Source organism: Rhodococcus sp. USK10, assembly GCF_019378875.1.
Taxonomy (GTDB): Bacteria; Actinomycetota; Actinomycetes; order Mycobacteriales; family Mycobacteriaceae; genus Rhodococcus_F; species Rhodococcus_F pseudokoreensis.
In genome coordinates this window covers 5925969-5945026 of the sequence record NZ_CP076048.1, presented here as the reverse complement: position 1 = coordinate 5945026, position 19058 = coordinate 5925969, and the positions used below count along the sequence as shown (strand labels likewise).

At 67.9% G+C, this 19058-nt stretch carries 17 protein-coding genes and 1 pseudogene; 7 read left to right on the top strand and 11 right to left on the bottom strand.

The window, feature by feature from the left end; all coding sequences use genetic code 11:
• Positions 1 to 5 precede the first annotated feature (5 nt).
• From pstA to I1A62_RS34530, 5 genes are all read right to left on the bottom strand, one after another.
• Positions 6 to 914: a phosphate ABC transporter permease PstA gene (gene pstA / locus I1A62_RS34550; protein WP_072943053.1), complete on the bottom strand. Its 909-nt coding sequence runs from the start codon at positions 912 to 914 to the stop codon at positions 6 to 8.
• A gap of 3 nt (positions 915 to 917) precedes the next feature.
• A complete protein-coding gene (pstC, locus tag I1A62_RS34545) occupies positions 918 to 1991 on the bottom strand; it encodes a phosphate ABC transporter permease subunit PstC (protein ID WP_124392604.1) in 1074 nt (357 codons plus the stop codon).
• 68 nt (positions 1992 to 2059) lie between these two features.
• Positions 2060 to 3178: a phosphate ABC transporter substrate-binding protein PstS gene (pstS, locus tag I1A62_RS34540; RefSeq protein WP_124392603.1), complete on the bottom strand. Its 1119-nt coding sequence runs from the start codon at positions 3176 to 3178 to the stop codon at positions 2060 to 2062.
• Positions 3179 to 3394: 216 nt separating this feature from the next.
• Positions 3395 to 4312, bottom strand: coding sequence for a mycothiol synthase (gene mshD, locus I1A62_RS34535; RefSeq protein WP_124392602.1), 918 nt, complete (start codon positions 4310 to 4312; stop codon positions 3395 to 3397).
• Positions 4309 to 5067 carry a response regulator transcription factor gene (locus I1A62_RS34530; protein WP_124392601.1) on the bottom strand — a complete coding sequence of 253 codons (759 nt, stop codon included), beginning with the start codon at positions 5065 to 5067 and terminating at the stop codon, positions 4309 to 4311. The genes mshD and I1A62_RS34530 overlap by 4 nt, the downstream gene beginning before the upstream one ends.
• A 195-nt stretch (positions 5068 to 5262) precedes the next feature.
• Between I1A62_RS34530 and I1A62_RS34525 the strand changes: the two genes are divergently transcribed.
• The 5 genes from I1A62_RS34525 (at position 5263) to I1A62_RS34505 (ending at position 8414) form a co-directional block, all read left to right on the top strand.
• Positions 5263 to 6042: an LmeA family phospholipid-binding protein gene (locus tag I1A62_RS34525; protein ID WP_124392600.1), complete on the top strand. Its 780-nt coding sequence runs from the start codon at positions 5263 to 5265 to the stop codon at positions 6040 to 6042.
• Complete coding sequence (locus tag I1A62_RS34520) at positions 6039 to 6512, top strand: thioredoxin family protein (RefSeq protein WP_219456773.1); 474 nt, start codon at positions 6039 to 6041, stop codon at positions 6510 to 6512. Before I1A62_RS34525 ends, I1A62_RS34520 begins: the two co-directional genes overlap by 4 nt.
• A gap of 236 nt (positions 6513 to 6748) precedes the next feature.
• A complete protein-coding gene (locus I1A62_RS34515; protein WP_219456771.1) occupies positions 6749 to 7201 on the top strand; it encodes a DUF4395 domain-containing protein in 453 nt (150 codons plus the stop codon).
• A gap of 67 nt (positions 7202 to 7268) precedes the next feature.
• A complete protein-coding gene (locus I1A62_RS34510; protein ID WP_124392597.1) occupies positions 7269 to 8105 on the top strand; it encodes a sulfurtransferase in 837 nt (278 codons plus the stop codon).
• 3 nt (positions 8106 to 8108) lie between these two features.
• Entirely contained in the window at positions 8109 to 8414 is a 306-nt protein-coding gene (locus tag I1A62_RS34505) for a DUF1416 domain-containing protein (protein ID WP_072943045.1), read from the top strand.
• A gap of 62 nt (positions 8415 to 8476) precedes the next feature.
• Here the strand turns inward: I1A62_RS34505 and I1A62_RS34500 are convergent, their stop codons facing one another.
• A complete protein-coding gene (locus I1A62_RS34500) occupies positions 8477 to 9748 on the bottom strand; it encodes a cutinase family protein (protein WP_219456769.1) in 1272 nt (423 codons plus the stop codon).
• A gap of 242 nt (positions 9749 to 9990) precedes the next feature.
• On the opposite strand from I1A62_RS34500, the gene I1A62_RS34495 reads away from it, so the two are divergent.
• Positions 9991 to 10713, top strand: coding sequence for an FABP family protein (locus I1A62_RS34495; RefSeq protein ID WP_374710718.1), 723 nt, complete (start codon positions 9991 to 9993; stop codon positions 10711 to 10713).
• 87 nt (positions 10714 to 10800) lie between these two features.
• Positions 10801 to 11910, top strand: coding sequence for a type IV toxin-antitoxin system AbiEi family antitoxin domain-containing protein (locus tag I1A62_RS34490; protein WP_219456768.1), 1110 nt, complete (start codon positions 10801 to 10803; stop codon positions 11908 to 11910).
• 243 nt (positions 11911 to 12153) lie between these two features.
• Here the strand turns inward: I1A62_RS34490 and cydC are convergent.
• From cydC to I1A62_RS34465, 5 genes and pseudogenes are all read right to left on the bottom strand, one after another.
• A pseudogene (gene cydC, locus I1A62_RS34485) lies at positions 12154 to 13832 on the bottom strand (thiol reductant ABC exporter subunit CydC).
• Positions 13822 to 15510 (bottom strand): thiol reductant ABC exporter subunit CydD, encoded by a 1689-nt coding sequence (cydD, locus tag I1A62_RS34480; RefSeq protein ID WP_219456766.1) that lies wholly within the window; start codon positions 15508 to 15510, stop codon positions 13822 to 13824. The pseudogene cydC and the gene cydD overlap by 11 nt, the downstream one beginning before the upstream one ends.
• On the bottom strand, positions 15507 to 16544 hold the full coding sequence (cydB, locus tag I1A62_RS34475; protein WP_219456764.1) for a cytochrome d ubiquinol oxidase subunit II: 1038 nt from the start codon (positions 16542 to 16544) through the stop codon (positions 15507 to 15509). The genes cydD and cydB overlap by 4 nt, the downstream gene beginning before the upstream one ends.
• A gap of 11 nt (positions 16545 to 16555) precedes the next feature.
• Positions 16556 to 18052 carry a cytochrome ubiquinol oxidase subunit I gene (locus I1A62_RS34470; RefSeq protein ID WP_124392592.1) on the bottom strand — a complete coding sequence of 499 codons (1497 nt, stop codon included), beginning with the start codon at positions 18050 to 18052 and terminating at the stop codon, positions 16556 to 16558.
• Positions 18053 to 18185: 133 nt separating this feature from the next.
• The gene (locus tag I1A62_RS34465; RefSeq protein ID WP_124392591.1) at positions 18186 to 19058 is read right to left on the bottom strand and encodes an aminodeoxychorismate lyase; all 873 of its coding nucleotides are present in this window, start codon (positions 19056 to 19058) and stop codon (positions 18186 to 18188) included.

The window sequence follows — 19058 nt, the reverse complement described above, 5'->3', positions numbered from 1 at the left end:
ATGTGTCACTTGCTGCGGACCTGTGAGAAGTGGCCGACGACCTTGGCCGCGATGTTGAGGACGGCGATGAGCAGGATCAGCGTCAGCGCCGCGCCCCAGATGCGGTTGGTACCGGCATCGGTCGGGTTGTTCATCTCGGCGACCATGACGCCGGGCAGGGTGCCCATCTCGCCACCGAACAGGTTGAAGTTGATGAACGGTGCGTACCCCACCAGGATCAGCAGCGGAGCGGTCTCGCCCATCACGCGGGCCAGCGCCAGCATGACGCCGGTGATGATGCCCGGCAGCGCGGTGGGCAGCACGATCTTGGCGATCGTCTTCCACTTCGGAACTCCCAGCGCGTACGACGCCTCGCGCAGGTCCTGCGGCACGATGCGGAGCATCTCCTCCGTGCTGCGGACGACGACGGGCACCATCAGCAGGACCAGGGCGAGTGCCACCGCGAACCCGGACTTCGGGAAACCGAACGTCGCGATCCACAGGGCGTAGATGAACAAGGCGGCCACGATCGACGGGACACCGCTGAGGATGTCGACCATGAACGTGGTCAGCTTCGCCAGCCGCGACTTCCGGTCGGCGTACTCGACCAGGTAGATCGCGACGAACAGTCCGAGCGGGATGGACAGCACCGCGCAGACGAGTCCCTGCAGGATCGTGCCGATCAGCGCGTGGTAGATACCGCCGCCCTCGGCCGACGACGTGAGTCCGCTGAGCGAGTGCGTGAACCAGGTGGCCGACGTCAGGGCGGGAATACCCTTGACGACGGCGGTGATGAGAACCCACACCAGCGGGACCAGGGCGACGAGCACTGCCAGCGTCACGAGAACGGTGGCGGTGATATCGGTGATGCGCCGCCGGGTTCCCACACCCCGGAAGGTGGGTGCCTTGACCGGCTTGTCGAGTGTCGCGGTCATGGGTCAGTCCTTCTTTCCTGCGATCACGGCGCGGGCCGCGGCGTTCACGACGAACGTGAGTACGAAGAGCACCAGGCCTGCGGCGATGTACGCGCCGGCCTGGATGTCGTTGTTGAACTCCGCGTAGCCGAGGGCGATCTTGGACGCGATGGTGGCGCCGCCGTCGAACAGCGACCATCCGAAGGGCTGCGACGTGGTGCGCAGGATCAGGTACAGCGCCATGGTCTCACCGAGGGCGCGGCCGAGGCCGAGCATCGAACCGCTGATGTAGCCGGACTTGCCGAACGGAATGATCGTGGTACGCACCACTTCCCACCGGGTGGCGCCCAGGGCGAGCGCCGCCTCGATATGGGACGTCGGTGTCTGGACGAACACTTCGCGAGTCACGGCGGTGATGACGGGAAGGATCATCACAGCGAGGACGATGCCGGCCGTGAAGATGGTGCCGCCGCCGGTGATCGAACCGCTGCCCGTCGCGAACAGCGGGAACCAGCCGAGGGTCTCGTTGAGCCACACGGCAAGCGGTTTGATCGCGGGAGCGAACACCAGCAGACCCCACAGGCCGTAGACGATCGACGGCACCGCGGCCAGCAGGTCGATGACGTACGCCAGCGGACGCTTGAGCCAACTCGGCGAGTATTCGGTGAGGAAGATCGCGATACCCAGCGCGACCGGCATCGCGAGCACGAGCGCGAACAGCGACACGAGAACCGTCACCTGGAACAGGTCGAGCACACCGAACGCCATCGCGTTGATGTTCTGGGTAACCCACTCGCGGCTGGTGAGGAAGTTGACCTGGTTCCGGCTCAGCGCGGGAACGGCACGCCAGACGAGGAAGATGCCGATCGCGGCGATGAGGATGGAGATGACGATCGCCGACGTGGTCGCGAGGGACTTGAAGATCCGGTCCCCCGGCCTCGAGACGGCCTTGCCGCGAGGTGAATCTGTCGGGGTCGGGGTTTCGGCCTTGGTGGAACTCAACTCGGCCTCCGGGGTGCCGTTCGGACCGCCCACCCCGGCCCCGCCTGACGCGGAGCCGGAGGCGCGAGGTACTGATTCGGTGTGCGCTTCACTCATCTGCGCTCCCAATCTTTCATCGTCAGAATATCGAGTCATGGGCGGGTCCGAACGACTTACCGTGTGAATCAGCCGATTGCGGCGACCGACGCGTTCAGCTTCTCCTTCATGGAGTCGGGCAGCGGCACGTAGCCCTGCGCGGCCAGGTTGTCCTGGCCCTCGTTGGCGGCGCTGGTCAGGAACGACTTGACCGCCGCGGAGGTGTCGGCGTCGTAGCCCTTCGAGCACACGATCTCGTAGGTGGCGAGCACCAGCGGGTACGCGCCGGCTTCCTTGGTGCCGAAGATCGAGGCGAGGTCGAGGGTCAGATCGCCCTCGCCCGCACCCTTGAACTGCGCACCCTCGATCGCCTTGGCCGCGGACTCGTCGGACAGGGCGACCGGGCCCGAGCCGGTGTCGATCTGCGCTGCCGACAGCTTGTTCTGGTCTGCGTACGACTTCTCGACGTAGGTGATCGAGCCGGGGGCGGAGGCCACTGCCTGCGCGACGCCGGCCGAACCCTTGGCGCCCTCACCGATGCCGCCGGTGAAGTCGGAGCCCGCACCGGTGGTCCAGGCGCCGTTGGAGGCAGCTGTGAGGTACTGCTGGAAGTTGTCGGTGGTTCCCGAGGAGTCCGAGCGGATGATCGCGGTGATGTCCTGGTCCGGCAGGGTGGCGCCCGGGTTGAGGGCGGCGATGGCCGGGTCGTTCCACTTCTTGATGGTGCCGTTGAAGATCTTGGCGGTCACTTCACCGTTCAGCACCAGATCCTCGACGCCGTCGAGGTTGTAGGCCACGGCGACGGGTCCGAAGACGAGGGGAAGGTTCCACGCCTCGCCGCCCACGCAGCGGGCCTTGGCCTGCTCGGCCTGCTCGGCCTTGATCGCCGAGTCGGAGCCGGCGAAGTCGATCTGGCCGGCGATGAACTGGGTGCGTCCGTCACCGGAGCCGCTGGGGTTGTACGCCAGGTTGACGGTCTTGCCCTTCTCCTGGCACACGGAGATGTAGGTGGAGACGAACTGGTCCATGGCGTTCTTCTGCGCCGAGGAACCGGCCGAGGAGAGGTTGGCCTTGCCCTCGCACGTTGCGTTCGAGGCGGCTGCGTCGACGCCGCTCGACGCGGTGTTGTTGTCGCTGCCACACGCGGCCAAGGTCATGGCACCCAGGGCCACTGCACCGAGCAGGGCGCCACTGCGCTTGAGATTCACCTAGTCCTCCGGAAATACCGTCTCGCCCTCGATCGGGCGGCGACATGAGGCGCGGACCGGGAGGATCCTGCACCAGGCAGCACGGCGCTGCCCACGGAGAAACCTAGGGGTAGCTAATGTCCAGTTGGACCACGATCGGTGAACGGAAAGTGAACAGACTGAGCATTTGCCCATATTTCCGAGACGAACGACGGGTGCCGAAGTAAGAGGAGCGCCTCAGGCTCGCGCGTACGCGACGTCGGTGTGGAACCGCTCGAACCCGAGCCGGTCGTAGGTGTGCAGCGCCGACGTGTTGTCGCCCTCGACGTAGAGCAGCACCGCACCGAGCCCGCGGTCACGCAGGTAGTGCAGTCCGGCGAGTGTGAGCAATCGACCGAGACCGCGCCCCTGGGCGTCGGGTCCGATGGCCACCACGTAGACCTCACCGATGGCAGGCTCGTCGCCCTGCTGCGGGTGCACCTTGGTCCAGTGGAACCCGAGCAGCCGCTTCTCGTCCGACGTGCCGTACGCCATGAACAGCCCGGCCGGATCGAACCAGGCCTCCGCGCGGCGTTCGGCCATTTCCCGTTCGGTCCACGACCCCTGCTCGGGATGCCAGGCGAAGGCGGCGGCGTTGACGCGCAGCACCTCGGAGTCGTCCTCGACTCCGCGGTACACGCGGAGTGAAATATCCTCCGGCACAACGATTTCCGGAAGCTCGGCACCCTCGAGTGGACGCCGGAGCTGCAGCAGTTCGCGTGCACCGCTCAGCCCGAGGCGGTGCGCCACCGCCTGCGCCGCGGGCAGGTTACCGTGGGCCCACACCCGGGTGTCCGGACCACCCTCGGACAGGACCTCGGTAACCAGCCGGCTACCGATCCCCCGGCCGCGCGCCTCGGGATCGACCGCGAGTTCGGCCATCGCGGGGTGCTCGCCGTGACCCGGCTGCAGCTGCGCGTACCCGACGATCCGATGGGCGTCGGTCTCCACGAGATGACGGACACCGTCGCCGCCGGCCCCGGACACGGCGTGCACGCCCTGCTCCGACACGGGCGCGGTTCCGTCCGCTGCCGTCGCGCGGTCGAGCAGTGCGGACACGTCCGCGGCCTGCTTGCCGTCGAGTCGATCGGTCCAGGACTGCACCGAAGCGCTCACTGGATCACAGGTCCTTCCGCGGATTCGAAGTCTGCATCTTCGGCATCGAGGTCGTCGACCGGCGGCACCGGCGCACCCGACTTGCTGCGGGTGGGACGGACGGCCTTGTATCCGACGTTGCGGACTGTACCGATCAAGGATTCGTACTCGCTGCCCAGCTTGGCGCGTAGACGACGCACGTGGACGTCGACCGTGCGGGTACCACCGAAGAAGTCGTATCCCCACACCTCCTGCAGCAACTGCGCGCGGGTGAAGACGCGACCCGCGTGCTGCGCCAGGTACTTGAGGAGTTCGAACTCCTTGTAGGTGAGGTCGAGGGGGCGGCCACGCAGCCGGGCCGTGTACGTGCCCTCGTCGATGACCAGTTCGCCGAGCGTGATCTTGCCCGACGCCTCCGGGCTGGCGACGCCGCCGGAGCGTCCGACCAGCAGTCGGAGGCGGGCGTCCACCTCGGCCGGTCCGGTGCCCGGGAGCAGGATGTCGTCGAGACCCCAGTCGGAATTGACCGCCACCAGGCCACCCTCGGTGAGCACCGCCACCACGGGGACCGCGGAACCCGTACTGCCCAGCAGCCGGCAGAGGCCGCGGGCCGCCGCGAGATCGGTGCGCGCATCCACCAGGGCGATGTCGGCGGAGCTCGCTTCCAGGAGAGAAGACACCTCCGTCGGGGCAGGCCGCACCGAATGCGCCAGCAGGGCGAGGGCAGGCAGCACTGCCTCGGGGTTCGGGTCGGAGGTAAGAAGCAGTAGCTCCACACAGCCTCCCATCTCGTCGCCGTCGTACCCGGCCGGAAGACGAATCGTTCGTCCGCCGGTCCAGGTAGATCGACACTGAAGGTATCGACACTTTTGTCGGTGACAGAGTAGCGCGCCGCCGTCGAGGTCCGTCGCACCGAACCCCGGCAACCGGCGCGGAGGTTGCACCGGCACCGTGTCCGTCACAATGGGGCCGTGCGGAAACTCATCATCGGAATCGTCTTCCTCGTGGCACTCGGTCTCGTCGTCGACTTCGGTTCGGCGGCCTACGCGGAGTACCGGGTGTCGCGGGAACTGCGGGCGGGCGCGTCCCTCACCGCGGATCCCGAGGTGACGGTGCACGGCTTCCCGTTCCTCACCCAGGCATGGGACGGGAAGTACGAGAACATCGAGATCCGCGCCCAGGGAGTGCAGAGCGACGTTGTCGGTGAAGTGACGATCGAGTCCACCCTCCTGGGCGTGTCCGCGCCGCTGTCCGACCTCGTCGACGGCTCCGTGAAGAGCCTCCCGGTCGACCACCTCTCCGGCCGCATGCTCATCGACGCCACCGACCTCGGCCGCTTCCTCGACATCCCCGACCTGCAGGTTTCGGCCCCGCCGGCCAGCAAGTCGGACGGGACCGGCGGCTCGGGCGGCTCCGGAATGACGACCGCGGGCGGCGTCGTCCTCACCGGCACCGTGCCCGTCGGCCCCCTCGAAACCACCGTCAGCGTGCAGGCCGACCTCGTCCTCGACGGCGGTCAGGTGAAGATTGTCGCCAGCGACTTCTACTTCGGGCCCGAGGGCCACGCCGACTTCACCATCCCCGAGCCGCTCGCCCCCGCGATCCTCGGCCTCTTCACTCGGACGATCGACCCCCAGGAACTGCCGTTCGGCGTCCAGCCGACGGAGGTGTACGCGGAGGGGTCCCAGATCGTCATCGAGGGCGTCGGCGACAACGTCACGATCGACCTGAACGAACTGCAGAGCCGATGACCGGAATCACACTGTTACTGATCGCACTGTTCGCGGCCCTCGCGTTCGGGCTCGTCTGGCAGCGCCGCCAGGGGAAGGTCCGGACCACCGGCGAGACGACCGTGGTCGTGACCGGCGCCCGACGCACGCTCCTCGAGGCGGCGGGCGTCGGGGCGGGTTCGGGGCACGGTCGATCGGCCACCGTTCTCCACTTCTCCGCCGACTGGTGCGGACCCTGCGCAGCGGTGCGCAGGGTCGTCGGACAGGTCGTCGCGGACCTCGCCGGCGAGCCGGAACCTCCCGTCGAGGTGGAAGTCGACATCGACGAGTATCCCGCTCTCGCCAAGGAACTCGGCGTTCTGTCGTTGCCGACGACGTTCATTCTCGACGCCGACCTGCAGCAACGCTTCCGGGTGTCCGGGGTGCCCGCGGCGGCCGACCTGAAGGCGGCGCTGGGACCCCTCGCCCGGCCCCCGGCTTCAAATTCCTGAAGAACCGGGTAAACTCGTCGTCGTGCAATCCAGCCACGAGCTCATGCTCACCCGACGCCGCACGGTAGACCTGTGCCGCCTCGGGGCTTGTTGCTGTACCTGTTGCTGATCACCAGGGCTGTCGCTTTCTGCTGACACCGCGGACTCCGCGCACGTGATCGAAACCCGATGACGACGTCGTCCGTCGTTGCTCGGCGCCAGGCAAGCATTCAGGACTCAACGCAGGAGCACTTCTCATGTCCACAACACTCGAGGTCGAGCAGGTCGACGTTCGTGGCCCGCGGTTCGCCGCCTGGGTCACCACCGCAGTCCTCGTCGCCGTCCTCGTCGTGTCGACGTTCTCGCTGGTCGCAGCAGGAATTCTGCTGGCACTGCAGGCGGTCGTCTTCGCGGCAGGCGCGGCCTCCGGGCCGCGGCGCAGCCCGTACGGCCGGATCTTCGGCACCCTCGTCGCGCCGCGACTCGCTCCGGTGAGCGAACGCGAACCCGCCGCACCGCTGCGGTTCGCGCAGCTCGTCGGATTCGTCTTCGCCGCCGTCGGCACCGTCGGCTTCCTCACAGGCTCCGGTCTCGTCGGCGCCGTGGCCACCGCATTCGCCCTGTTCGCAGCGTTCCTCAACGCTGCATTCGGGTTCTGCCTCGGCTGCCAGATCTATCCACTCGTCGCACGCCTGAGGCCCGCGGCCTGAAAATTTCACACCCGGAACCACCGCACGATCCACCCGACACAAGTAAGAACACATCGAAAGGAACACCATGGCTCGCTCCGATGTCCTAGTCTCCGCCGACTGGGCTGAGCAGAACCTCAACGCCCCCAAGACCGTTTTCGTCGAGGTGGATGAGGACACCAGCGCATACGACGGCGGCCACATCGAAGGCGCCATCCGCCTCGACTGGCGGAAGGACCTGCAGGACGGGGTCCGTCGTGACTTCCTGAACCAGCAGCAGTTCTCCGACCTCCTGTCGGCCAAAGGTGTCGCCAACGACGACACCATCGTTCTCTACGGTGGCAACAACAACTGGTTCGCGGCATACGCGTACTGGTACTTCAAGCTGTACGGCCACCAGGACGTCAAGCTGATCGACGGCGGCCGCAAGAAGTGGGAGCTCGACGGACGCCCCCTCAACAAGGAGACCGTGTCCCGCCCGGCCACCCAGTACAAGGCCGACGCACCCGACCTGACGATCCGCGCGTTCCGCGACGAGGTCATCGACGCCATCGGCAACAAGAACCTCGTCGACGTGCGTTCGCCCGACGAGTTCTCCGGCAAGATCCTCGCCCCCGCGCACCTGCCGCAGGAGCAGGCGCAGCAGCGTGGACACGTCCCCACGGCCATCAACATCCCGTGGAGCACCACCGCAAACGAGGACGGCACCTTCAAGTCGGACGACGACCTGGAGAAGCTGTACTCGGAGAAGGGCTACGACGAGTCGAAGCCCACCATCGCGTACTGCCGCATCGGCGAGCGCTCCAGCCACACCTGGTTCGTGCTCAAGGAGATCCTCGGCAAGTCCGATGTCAAGAACTACGACGGCAGCTGGGTCGAATACGGCTCACTCGTCGGCGCACCCATCGAGTTGGAGGTTCACTGAGCCATGTGTGGAGCACCTGTACAGACCCAGACCCTGCCCGCGGGCGTCGACGTCGAGAAGGAAACGGTCATCACCGGCCGCGTTCTCGCGGCTGACGGTCAGCCGATCGGTGGAGCGTTCGTGCGTCTCCTCGACGGCGGCGGAGAGTTCACCGCCGAGGTCGTCGCCTCGGGCACCGGAGACTTCCGCTTCTTCGCCGCTCCCGGCGACTGGACCGTGCGTGCACTGTCCAGCTCCGGCAACGGCACCGCCACGGTGAGCCCGACGAGCGCAGGCGTGCACAACGTCGACGTCACGGTCGGCGAGTAAGACCCGGCACCAACGCAGGAAGGCCCCGCTCCGGCATTCGGAGCGGGGCCTTCTTCGTGCGGCTACTGCTGGTGCGCGAGCGCGGTGATCCAGTCGACGATCTTTTCGCTCTCCCAGTACCAGGGGTCGTTCGGGTTGTTGTTCCAGTAGAACAGGTGCTGGATGAAGCCCAGGAAGATGTACGGCTTGATCACGAGTTCGAAGATGTCCCGGTTGTCCTCGACGAACCCTGGGCCCTCTGCCGCGAGCTTCGCCTTCACGACGTCGGAACCGGGGCCCATCGCCCAGTTCAGCGCCTCGACCATCTGTTCCTGGGACACCTGCATGTTCCGGTCCGGTCCGTCGGGGTCGTAGGTCCGGTCGGCCACCTTGCGCAGGACGTCGAGGAAGGACTCGTCGGAGGCGAACCAGTCGTCGTGGGTGACGATGTGCACGATGGCCCGCGCCGCCATGTTCGTCACCGCGTTCGCGAAGTCGGAGACGGTCTGGCCGGGGTTCAGCAGGGTGAAGTGCAGCTGTCCCAGCACCCCGAGCGCCAGCTCGAGGACGGCGATCTCCTGCGGCGCGTCGCACGCGATGTCGTAGGGGCGGCACGCGTAGGTGATCTTGCCTGCGAGGGCGCCGTAGTCGGCCGGCTCGGAAGACATGAATCCGCCTCCGGGAGGGCCCGGTTCGCCCAGTGACGGGGTGCCCGCAGGACGGTACGGGTCACCGATCAACGCGACACCGGCGATGTCGTCGGCGGTAACCAGAGCGTTGCTGTCCCGGTGTCCGAGTTCGCGCGCCACCCGTTCGGTCACCTCCGCGCCGACGCTGTATCCGAGCAGCACGTACTTGGTGTCCTCGCCGCACTTCGCCTTGTTCTCGTCGAGGATCCTGTTCATCGACGCCACCCCGGCAGCCATCGAATCCTGGTATGTCGGAACAGGTTGCAGCAGACCGAGACCGTACGTGGACGGGTAGGGAACGTACATCCACCCCACCGTCCCCGGCTCGTCCTTGTTCGCCTCGCCGGTCGGCACCGTCACGTTGCCTACCCAGTTCGACCACAGCTGCCGGTTCTCGTCAGCCAGCGGGTTGCGGTCTGCCGTGGAGTCGGTGGCGCCGGACACCGCGACGATCATCACGTCGGGGCAGTCGGCGGCGTAGTTGTTCGGATCGACGCGGTCGGTGTCGCCGTTCCCCGAACCGGCGCTTCCCGACCCGGCGCTACCGGAGTCCGGGGCCGCGGCGGCCAGACCGGGAGCGCCGAACGCGGACACGGTGAGCAGCAGCACCGTCGCCGTGACCGCGGCTCTCGCCAGGCCGGGGAGGGCAGGACTGGATCGAAGCATGGGACCTCCGGGAGGAGCGGGAGACGAGACGAAGGCATGAGGATATCCGGAACCGACCGGGTAGTCGCCTTCAGAAAACCGTAGCCGCAGAGACGGTAAGCCGCCTCCCGTTTCGACCGTTCGACGGGTTCGGTTTAGGATGTCACCGTGGTTATCTTCTTCGAGGTACTTCTTGTCCTTGCCGCCGTGTTGATCACGTGGTTCTCCCTCTACACGATCTACCGCCTGGTCACCGACGAGTCGTGAGTCAAACTCCGGACGCAGGCGCAGATCCGCCTTCCGAGCACCCGACTACGAGTGCGCCCGCTGGGGACTCCCCCACCGTGCGCCGTGGTAGCGGTGACGCAGCCGTCGCGGACGCCATCGAGCGTTCCAAGACGACGGCGTCGCGGAACATCCCGCAGCTTCCGGACCTTCCGCTGCCCGAGGACACCGCGAATCTGCGCCTCGGCCCGGATCTGAACAACGAACTCCTCGCGGTCCTGCCACTCGTGGGTGTCTGGCGCGGTGAAGGGGAAGGCCACGACCCCGACACCGGCGACTACCACTTCGGGCAGCAGATCATCGTCTCCCACAACGGTGGCAACTACCTCGAATGGAAATCCCAGACCTGGGTTCTGGGCACCGACGGTGAGTACGTGCGCCCCGACCTCCACGAGACCGGTTTCTGGCGGATCAGCGGAGACGGCATTCCCGGCAGCACCAACGAGGAAGTCGTCGAACTCCTCCTCGCCCACAGCTCCGGCATCGTCGAACTGTTCTACGGCCGCGCCCTCACCCAGTCGTCGTGGGAGCTCGCGACCGACGTCGTGATCCGCAGCACCTCCGGCGTTCTCGTCGGCGGCGCCAAGCGTCTCTACGGCATCGTCGAGGGCGGCGACCTCGCGTACGTCGAGGAACGCATCATCGCGGACGGGGAACTGCGACCCCACCTCTCCGCGCGGCTGTCCCGCTACGTTGGCTAACGCCCCGTGAGTACTTATTAACCGCGGGCGGTTAACAAGTACTCACGGCTCGGGTTATCCACAACCTGCGATTCATCCACAGGCCAATTGAAATCGGCCCCTTTCGGGCCATTCCTGTCGGCCGGGTTCCGCACCGTCGCGTCCATGACACCTGCGACGATCGACTTCAAGCCCGAGTTCCAACGTGTCCTCGACCACCAGCACGGCCTCGTCACGGCCCGGCAACTGCGCGGGCTGGGCATCTCTACCCGCCAGATCCAGCACATGGTGGAGTCGGGCCAGTGGTCGGCGGTGCTGCACGGCGTCTACGCCGTCACCAACGGACCCCTCGCCCGGCCGATGATGCTGTGGGCAGCGCTGCTGTTCGGTGGTCCCCGCGCGATTCTCAGCCACCGGACGGCGGCCGAGGAGTGGGCGCTGGTGCCCGTCGACCCCGAGGGTCCGATCCACGTCACCGTCCCCTACGGATTGTCCGCGGAACCCCAGGGACCGACGTATCGCAAGGTCGGACGGCGATCCGACCGTCTGGTTCCGCGCGAGGGCGATCTTCTCCACCCGGGGGTCGTGGTGCACCGGTCCCGGGCGCACGCCCACATCCTCGTCCCGACGCTCCTGCCGCGAACGTCCCTGGCGGACACCGTCGTCGATCTGGCTGTCGAGGAGCCGTCGGCGCGGGGAGCGGCGCGGGTCCTCGTCGCGGCGGTCACCGGCAGCAACGTGTCGGTCCACGCTCTGCTTCGGCGGATCGAGCAGCGTCCGCCACGCAGATACCGCAGGGCACTGACCGACGCGCTGACGTTCGTCTCCAGCGGAGTCCAGTCGATCCTGGAGCACCGGTACGCCCTCGACGTCGAACTCGCCCACGGACTGCCGGCCGCCCGGCGACAGTCGCCTGTGCTCGTCGACGGGAAGACCCTGTACGAGGACGTGGACTACTCGGACAGCGGGGTTCCGCTCCTCGTGCGGTTGGACGGACTGCGGTACCACTCGTCGCGGTCGGTGGCGCTGCGCGACCGGCGTCGCGGCAACGCGGCGGAACTCGCGGGGAAAGCGACGCTGGTGTACGGCTGGGAGGAGGTGACGCAACGCTCGTGCGAGGTCGCCGCCGAGGTGCGCACGGTGCTCGAGCGGGGCGGCTGGAGTGGGTCGAACCCGTGCCCCCGATGCCGTGAGTACTTGTTAACCGCCGGCGGTTAACAAGTACTCACGGGCGCGAAGCGCACAACGGCCCCCGAGCCTTCCGGTGCGTGCGCACCGGTCCCGATCTTGGACCAGACCGGGGGCTCGGGGGCCGGGTAGCTGCCTGGGATTCGCTCGCCGCTCGCGCGGTCAGTGAATTCCGTCAGCGGTAGCGGCTAGCTGGCAGCCACCTCACGTGTCCGTCTGTCATTCAATTTCAGACCACCTCCTTCCTCGTGTACTCAAGAACGTACGCCGCACTCACGGAGTCGGCAACGCATTTTCGCTCTCAGCTTTCTCCACCCGTATCACCAGGTCAGCGCTGGTATCCTGCGGAAGCTGGTGGGTGACCACCACGACGGTGCGCTGCGCGGACACCAGTCCGCCGTCGCGTGCGAGCAGTCTCCGCAGCAGGTCGGCGCCCGCGTCGGCGTCGAGGTGTTCGGTCGGTTCGTCCAGCAACAGCACCCGGTCGGGCGACACCAACGCCCTGGCGAGGAGCAGCCGGCGACGCTGCCCGCCGGACACCGCTCTTGCACCGCCGGCGAGGGTCGTGTGCACTCCCTCCTGAAGCCCCGCCACCCATCCCCGAGCCCGACGGACTCCAGGACGGTCACCGCCGCCGCGGCATCCAGGTCGCCGCGCGCGACGCGCAGATTCTCGAGCACCGACGTATCGAAGAGGTGCGCGTCCTCCGCGAAGAACCCGACGTTCCGGCGGAGCGCGTCGGACTTGATGTGGTGGAGGTCGATCCCGTCGACCCGGACCGTCCCCGAGACGGGTGGGAGCAACCCGGCGAGAGTCATCAGGGTGGTCGTCTTCCCGGACCCACTGCCCCCGACGATCGCGACGCGGGCACCCGACCGCAGGTCGAGGTCGAGCGGGGCCGTGACCTGCCCGCCGGGCCAGCCGCACCGCAGGTCCTTTGCGACCACTTCCGCCGGTCCGTCGAGGTCCTGGTCTCCGGGGTGCGGGTCCGCGACTGCGGCGTCGAGCACGGCGAGGATGCGGCGGGACGCGATGCGGGCGCGCGTCAGCGCGACCGCTGCGGCGGGCAGTGCCGCTGTGGCCTCGAACGCGGACAGCGGCAGGAGCACGAGGATGCCCATCGCCATCGGGCTCATGGTCCCCGACGAGTACAGGTCCATGCCGATGAGCAGCGACGCGATCACGCTCACCCCCACTGCCAGGGGTGTGGCGGCGTCCGCGAACGCGCTGGGTGCGGCGGCGCGGTCGGTGGCCGAGACCGTATCGTGCTCGGCGTCGACGGCCCGTGACACGGCGTGGTCGAGGCGGCCGGCGACGCGCAGTTCCGCGGCGTGATCGAGGGCGGTGACGGCGTCCTCGCTGAACCGGGCGCGCGCCTCCGCCCCGGACGTCTCGGCGAGGCGGGCGGCCCGCGCGGACAACCAGGGCGCCGCGACCCCCGACACCGCGAGCGCCACCGCGAGCACGAGCGCCGCGGCAGGCGAGATCACCGCGAGGATGCCCACGGCGGCCACGGCCAGGACGACGGCCACGGCGATCGGGATCAGCGCGCGGACCACGACGTCACCGAGCGTGTCGACGTCCGCCCCGGTGCGGGCGAGGAGTTCGCCGCGGCGCAGTCCGGCGGCGGCCGCGGGGTCCCCGTCGGCGAGCCGCTGGTACAGCCGGGTGCGGGCAGACGTGGTGCCGCGCAGGGCGGTGTCGTGGGTGGCCAGCCGCTCGAGGTAGCGGAAGACGCCGCGGGAGATGCCCAGGGCCCGCACCGCCACGACGGCCACGCTGAGATCGAGGACGGGCGGCATCTGCCATGCCCTCGTGATCAACCAGGCCGACAGTGCCGCCAGCGCGAGGGCACTGCCCAGGGTGGCCACGCCGGCGGCGACGGCCCGCACCACCCGCCCCGGTTTCAGGTCGAGGAGCGGCAGCGCCCGGAGCAGCGGGTCACGCGACATCGGCGCTCACCTCGATCACCCGGTCGGCGGCCGCCAGCACGGTCGGCCGGTGCCCCACCACCACGACCGTCCGGCCCGCGGCGGCCAGGTCGCGCAGGGAATCGAGCACGGTCCGCTCCGACACGTCGTCGAGGTGTGCGGTGGGTTCGTCGAGCACCAGGACCGGACGCCGGGTGGCCAGCACCCGGGTCAGGGCGAGCCGCTGCCGCTGCCCGAGCGACAGTCCCGTTCCCCCGGATCCGACGCGCGTGTTCCAGCCGTCCGGAAGCTCGGTGAGGACCTCGTCGAAACCCGTGGCCGCGCAAGCCTGTTCGAGGCCGACGACATCGCCGAGGAGCCGGAGGTTCTCGCCCAAGGTGCCGGGAACGAGGACGGGGTGCTGCGGCAGCCACGCCACCTGAGCCCACCACGCGGACCGGTCGAGTGAATTCACGGGGACGCCCCCCACCCGCACCTGCCCGCCGTCGGGTTCGACGAGGCCGAGGAGTGCGTGCACCGCAGTCGATTTCCCGGCGCCGTTGGGTCCGGTCAACACGGTCACCGCGCCGGGTTCGACGGTCCCGGACAGTCCGTGCGGCGCCAGGCCGTGTCGCGACGCGATGTCCACGTCGTCGAACTCGAGACGCGCCCCGGTGGCGTCCACCGCGACATCACCGTTCGAATCAACCGGCTCGTCGGCATCGATGGCGGCGAAGGCCCTGCTCGCGGCGGCCATTCCGTCCTCCGCGGCGTGGAACTGGGTGCCGACCATCCGCAGCGGGAGGTACACCTCGGGCGCCAGGATCAGCGCCACGATCCCCGCCTCGAGTCCCATGCCGCCGTAGACGAGTCGGAGTCCGATACTCACGGCGACGAGCGCGACGCACAGGGTGGCCAGCAGTTCCAGCACCATCGACGAGAGGAACGCCACCCGCAGCGCCGACATCGTGGTGCGGCGGTGCGCGTCGCCGAGTTCGCGTACCCGCGTCGCCGGCCCCTGTTCGCGGCCGAGTGCGCGGAGTGTGGGTAGACCGGCCAGCAGGTCGAGCAGTTGCGAGGACAGTACGGTCATCGCGGTCAGCGTCTTGGCGGCCTTGCCCCGGGTGAGCAGGCCGATGAGGATCATGAAGACCGGGATGAGCGGCAGCGTCACGAAGATGATGGCCGCCGACGTCAGATCCTGGAATGCGATGACCACCAACGTCGCCGGAGTGAGCGTGCCCGCGAGGACGAGGGCGGGGAGATACCCGGTGAGGTACGGCACGAGTCCGTCGATGCCGCGGGTGAGCACGGTCGCGATCTCGTCCCGCCGCGGATCGAGTGCGCGCGGCCGCATCCGGGTCGCTACACCGAGCACCTCGCCCTTCAGTTCCGCCACGACCCGCGACGCGGACCGGTGCGCGAACCGGGACTGGATCCAGGTGCCGAGGACGCGGATCCCCACCGCGGCCGCGAGGACCGTCAGTTCGGTGGACCACCGCCCGAGGTCGGTGGCGTCGTCGACGATGACGCCACCGAGCACCCGGCCGATCACGATCGCCGACACGATGACCATCGCGACGTTGACGATCGACAGCCCGACCGTGAGGACGAGATACCCGCGCGCCGCCGCCGAGTACCGCCACAGGCGGGGATCGACGGGGCGCCGGGAACCGCGCTCCCCGGCGGGGCGGGGTGCGTCGCCTACCGCTGTGCTCATCTGCGCTCGAGCGGGAGACCGATCGACGGCGGGATGTGCTTGGTCGAGATCCGCTGACGGAACACCCAGTACGTCCAGCCCTGGTAGATCAGCACCACCGGGGTGAGGAATGCGGCAGCCCACGTCATCACCTTCAGCGTGTACGGACTCGACGACGCGTTGTCGATGGTGAGGCTGTACGCGGCGTCCAGGGTGGACGGCATGACATTGGGGAACAGCGAGCCGAACAGCAGGGCCACGGTGGCGATCACCGCGATCGACGTGAGCGCGAACGCCCAGCCCTCACGTTCGGCGCGGGTGAGCGCGACCACCCCGAGGAGTGCGCCGGCGGCGATCGCGACGAGGATCCACGTCCAGCCCTTGCCGTGCGCCAACTGCGTCCACAGCACGAACGCGCCTGCCACCGGAACCGCCGGGATCGCCAGCCGCGACGCCAGTTCCACGGCGTCCGTGCGGACCTCGTCGGCCGTCTTGAGCGCGAGGAACACCGCGCCGTGCAGGGCGAACACGAGTGCCGTCGTCAGACCGCCCAGCAGCGCATACGGATTGAGCAGATCGAAGAGGGAGGAGGTGACCTGCTTGTCGGCGTCGATGTCGACGCCGCGCACGATGTTCGCGAACGCGACACCCCACAGCACGGCAGGAACCCAGGATCCGAAGACGATGCCCCAGTCGCACCGCCGGCGCCAGGTGTCGTCGTCGATCTTGCCGCGGTACTCGATGGCGCAGATCCGGACGATCAGCGCCACGAGGATGATCAGCAGCGGCAGATAGAAACCGGAGAACAACGTGGCGTACCACTCGGGAAACGCCGCGAACAACGCGCCGCCGCCGGTGATCAGCCACACCTCGTTGCCGTCCCACACGGGGCCGATCGTGTTGAGCACCACCCGCCGTCGGGTGTCCCCGTTCGGGTCCTTGCGCCTGCCGAGCACCGGCATCAGCATGCCGACACCGAAATCGAATCCCTCGAGGACGAAGTACCCGATGAAGAGCACCGCGATCAGGATGAACCACACTTCTTGAAGTCCCATGACCGTCTCCCCTAGTACGCGAACGAGAGTTGCTCGGGCTGACCCGGTTCTTCGGGCTCGTCGTGGTCGTCACCCGGTGGATGCGCGTCGTGTTCGAGCGGTCCCTCCACCGTGTATCGGCGGATCAGCGTGAACCACACGACCGCCAGCGCCCCGTAGACCACGGTGAACGTGATGAGCGAGACCCAGACGGTCCACGGGGAGTGATTCGAGACGCCTTGGTCGACAGTCAGTCTGATCATGTCGACCCCGGTCGGGTTGGGCGCCACGACCCACGGTTGGCGGCCCATCTCGGTGAACACCCAGCCCGCGCTGTTTCCGAGGAAGGGCGTCGGGATGACGAGGATGGACAGCCAGCCGTACCACTTCTTGTCCGGGACACGGCCGCCGCGGGTCATCCACAGGCCGACCACTGCGAGCAGCGCCGACCCTGCCGCCCAGCCGATCATCGCGCGGAACGTCCAGTAGGTGACGAACAGGTTGGGCTTGTAGTTGCCCGGGCCGTACATCTCCTCGTAGCGGGCCTGGATCTCGGTGACGCCCTCGACGGTGGAGTCGAAGCTGCCGTCCGCGAGGAACGAGGTGAGCCCGGGGATCTTGATGAGCTGGGTGATGCTGTCGCAGTTGTTCTGGGTGCCGACGGTGAGGATCGAGAAGTCGGCGCCGGTTTCGGTGTGGCACAGCGATTCGGCCGACGCCATCTTCATGGGTTGCTGTTCGAACATCAGCTTGCCCTGGATGTCGCCGGTGATCGCGAGTCCGACACCGGCGGCGACCATCACCCACAGCGCGAGGATCGTGACCGGACGGAACATCGTCCTGGCGGTCTCCTCGTGCTTCTTCGCGACCTCCGGTTCGGTGGCTTCCTTCGACTTGCGCATGCTGCGCACCATCCACCAGCCGCCGACGCCTGCCACGAACGTGCCCGCCGTGAGGAATGCTCCGGCGACGACGTGAGGGAAGGCCGCGAGGGCGGTGTTGTTGGTGAGCAGTTCCCAGATGCTGGTGAGTTCCGCGCGCCCGGTCTCGGGGTTGTAGACGGCCCCCACCGGGTGCTGCATGAACGAGTTCGCGGTGATGATGAAGTACGCGGACGCGTTGACACCGATCGCGACGAGCCAGATGGTGGCCAGGTGGACGAGCTTGGGCAGCCTGCCCCAGCCGAAGATCCAGAGTCCGAGGAACGTCGACTCGAGGAAGAACGCCACCAGTCCCTCGAGGGCGAGGGGCGCGCCGAACACATCGCCGACGAAGCGTGAGTACTCGCTCCAGTTCATGCCGAACTGGAACTCCTGCACGATGCCGGTGGCGACGCCGAGCGCGAAGTTGATCAGGAAGAGTTTCCCGAAGAACTTGGTGAGCCGATACCAGTGGTCCTTTCCGGTGACCACCCACATCGTCTGCATGACGGCGATCAGCGGGGCGAGCCCGATCGTCAGCGGTACGAGGATGAAGTGATAGACGGTGGTTATGCCGAACTGCCACCGGGAGACATCCAAGGCATCCATGGCTACTCCGAAACTGGGCCCGTAGGACAGGCTTCAGGGCCGGAGCGTGGGCTTCCGCCCGACCCTTGAAAACAACGTACTGCGGGGTCGTTTCCCCCGCAGGACTTTGCTACTACGAAATGTAGTAGACCTGTCAAGCCTCCGCGGACTCGGCACCCGACATCTCGACCGCGAGGTCGACCAGCTCCACGATCTCGTCGGCGAGGGGCGCGTCCGGCAGGGCGAGGCCGTCGATCTTGCGCACCCGCGCTGCCATGGTGATGCTGGAGATGAGCCAAACACCTTCCGCCGTAATGAGATCCGCCGGGCGCAGTGCCGCGTACTCGCAGCGGAACCCCTTGCCGGACGCCACCTCGTAGAGGGCCTGCTGCGTGGTGCCCGGCAGAATTCCGTGCTCCGGCGGCGGCGTGAGGAGCGTCTTCTCGCGGGCGATGACCACCGTGGAACGTGGCCCTTCCAACACATTGCCCTCACTACTGACGAAGATCACATCGTCGGCCCCGAACGTGGCCGCGTACCGCAGGGCGGCCATGTTCGTGGCATACGACAAGGTCTTCGCCCCGAGCAGCTGCCACGGCGCGCTCGCCGACAGATCCACCGAGTAGCCCCGGGCCAGTGTGAGTACCGACACCCCGTCGCGGCGCGCGTCCAGGATCCGATCGGAGACCGGCCCTACGGTGACGAAGGCGGTCGCGTCGCCACCGGACTCCCGGCCGCGGCTGAGCACGAGGCGCATCGCCCCCTCCCTCTCGGACCCCCACTCCTCGACGGCCAACTCCAGCGCCAGCCGCCAGTCGTCCAGGTCCTGCACCGGCAGGCCGAGGGCCCGCGCCGACGCGACCAGTCGAGTGAGGTGCGGCTCCACCTTCAGCGCGCGACCGCCGCGCACCAACAGTGTCTCGAAGACACCGTCGCCGCGCACCACCGCCAGATCGTCCGCGTGCAGCAGCGGGGCATCCGCGTCGCGCACCTCGTGGTCCAGTGTCACCAGCACTCGATCAGACAT

Excerpts from the sequence above, each read along its gene's own strand:
- pstA (WP_072943053.1), bottom strand. The coding sequence starts at position 914 with ATGACCGCGACACTCGACAAGCCGGTCAAGGCACCCACCTTCCGGGGT.
- pstC (WP_124392604.1), bottom strand. The coding sequence starts at position 1,991 with ATGAGTGAAGCGCACACCGAATCAGTACCTCGCGCCTCCGGCTCCGCG.
- I1A62_RS34520 (WP_219456773.1), top strand. The coding sequence starts at position 6,039 with ATGACCGGAATCACACTGTTACTGATCGCACTGTTCGCGGCCCTCGCG.
- I1A62_RS34515 (WP_219456771.1), top strand. The coding sequence starts at position 6,749 with ATGTCCACAACACTCGAGGTCGAGCAGGTCGACGTTCGTGGCCCGCGG.
- I1A62_RS34510 (WP_124392597.1), top strand. The coding sequence starts at position 7,269 with ATGGCTCGCTCCGATGTCCTAGTCTCCGCCGACTGGGCTGAGCAGAAC.
- I1A62_RS34505 (WP_072943045.1), top strand. The coding sequence starts at position 8,109 with ATGTGTGGAGCACCTGTACAGACCCAGACCCTGCCCGCGGGCGTCGAC.
- I1A62_RS34500 (WP_219456769.1), bottom strand. The coding sequence starts at position 9,748 with ATGCTTCGATCCAGTCCTGCCCTCCCCGGCCTGGCGAGAGCCGCGGTC.
- cydD (WP_219456766.1), bottom strand. The coding sequence starts at position 15,510 with ATGAGCACAGCGGTAGGCGACGCACCCCGCCCCGCCGGGGAGCGCGGT.
- cydB (WP_219456764.1), bottom strand. The coding sequence starts at position 16,544 with ATGGGACTTCAAGAAGTGTGGTTCATCCTGATCGCGGTGCTCTTCATC.
- I1A62_RS34470 (WP_124392592.1), bottom strand. The coding sequence starts at position 18,052 with ATGGATGCCTTGGATGTCTCCCGGTGGCAGTTCGGCATAACCACCGTC.
- I1A62_RS34465 (WP_124392591.1), bottom strand. The coding sequence starts at position 19,058 with ATGTCTGATCGAGTGCTGGTGACACTGGACCACGAGGTGCGCGACGCG.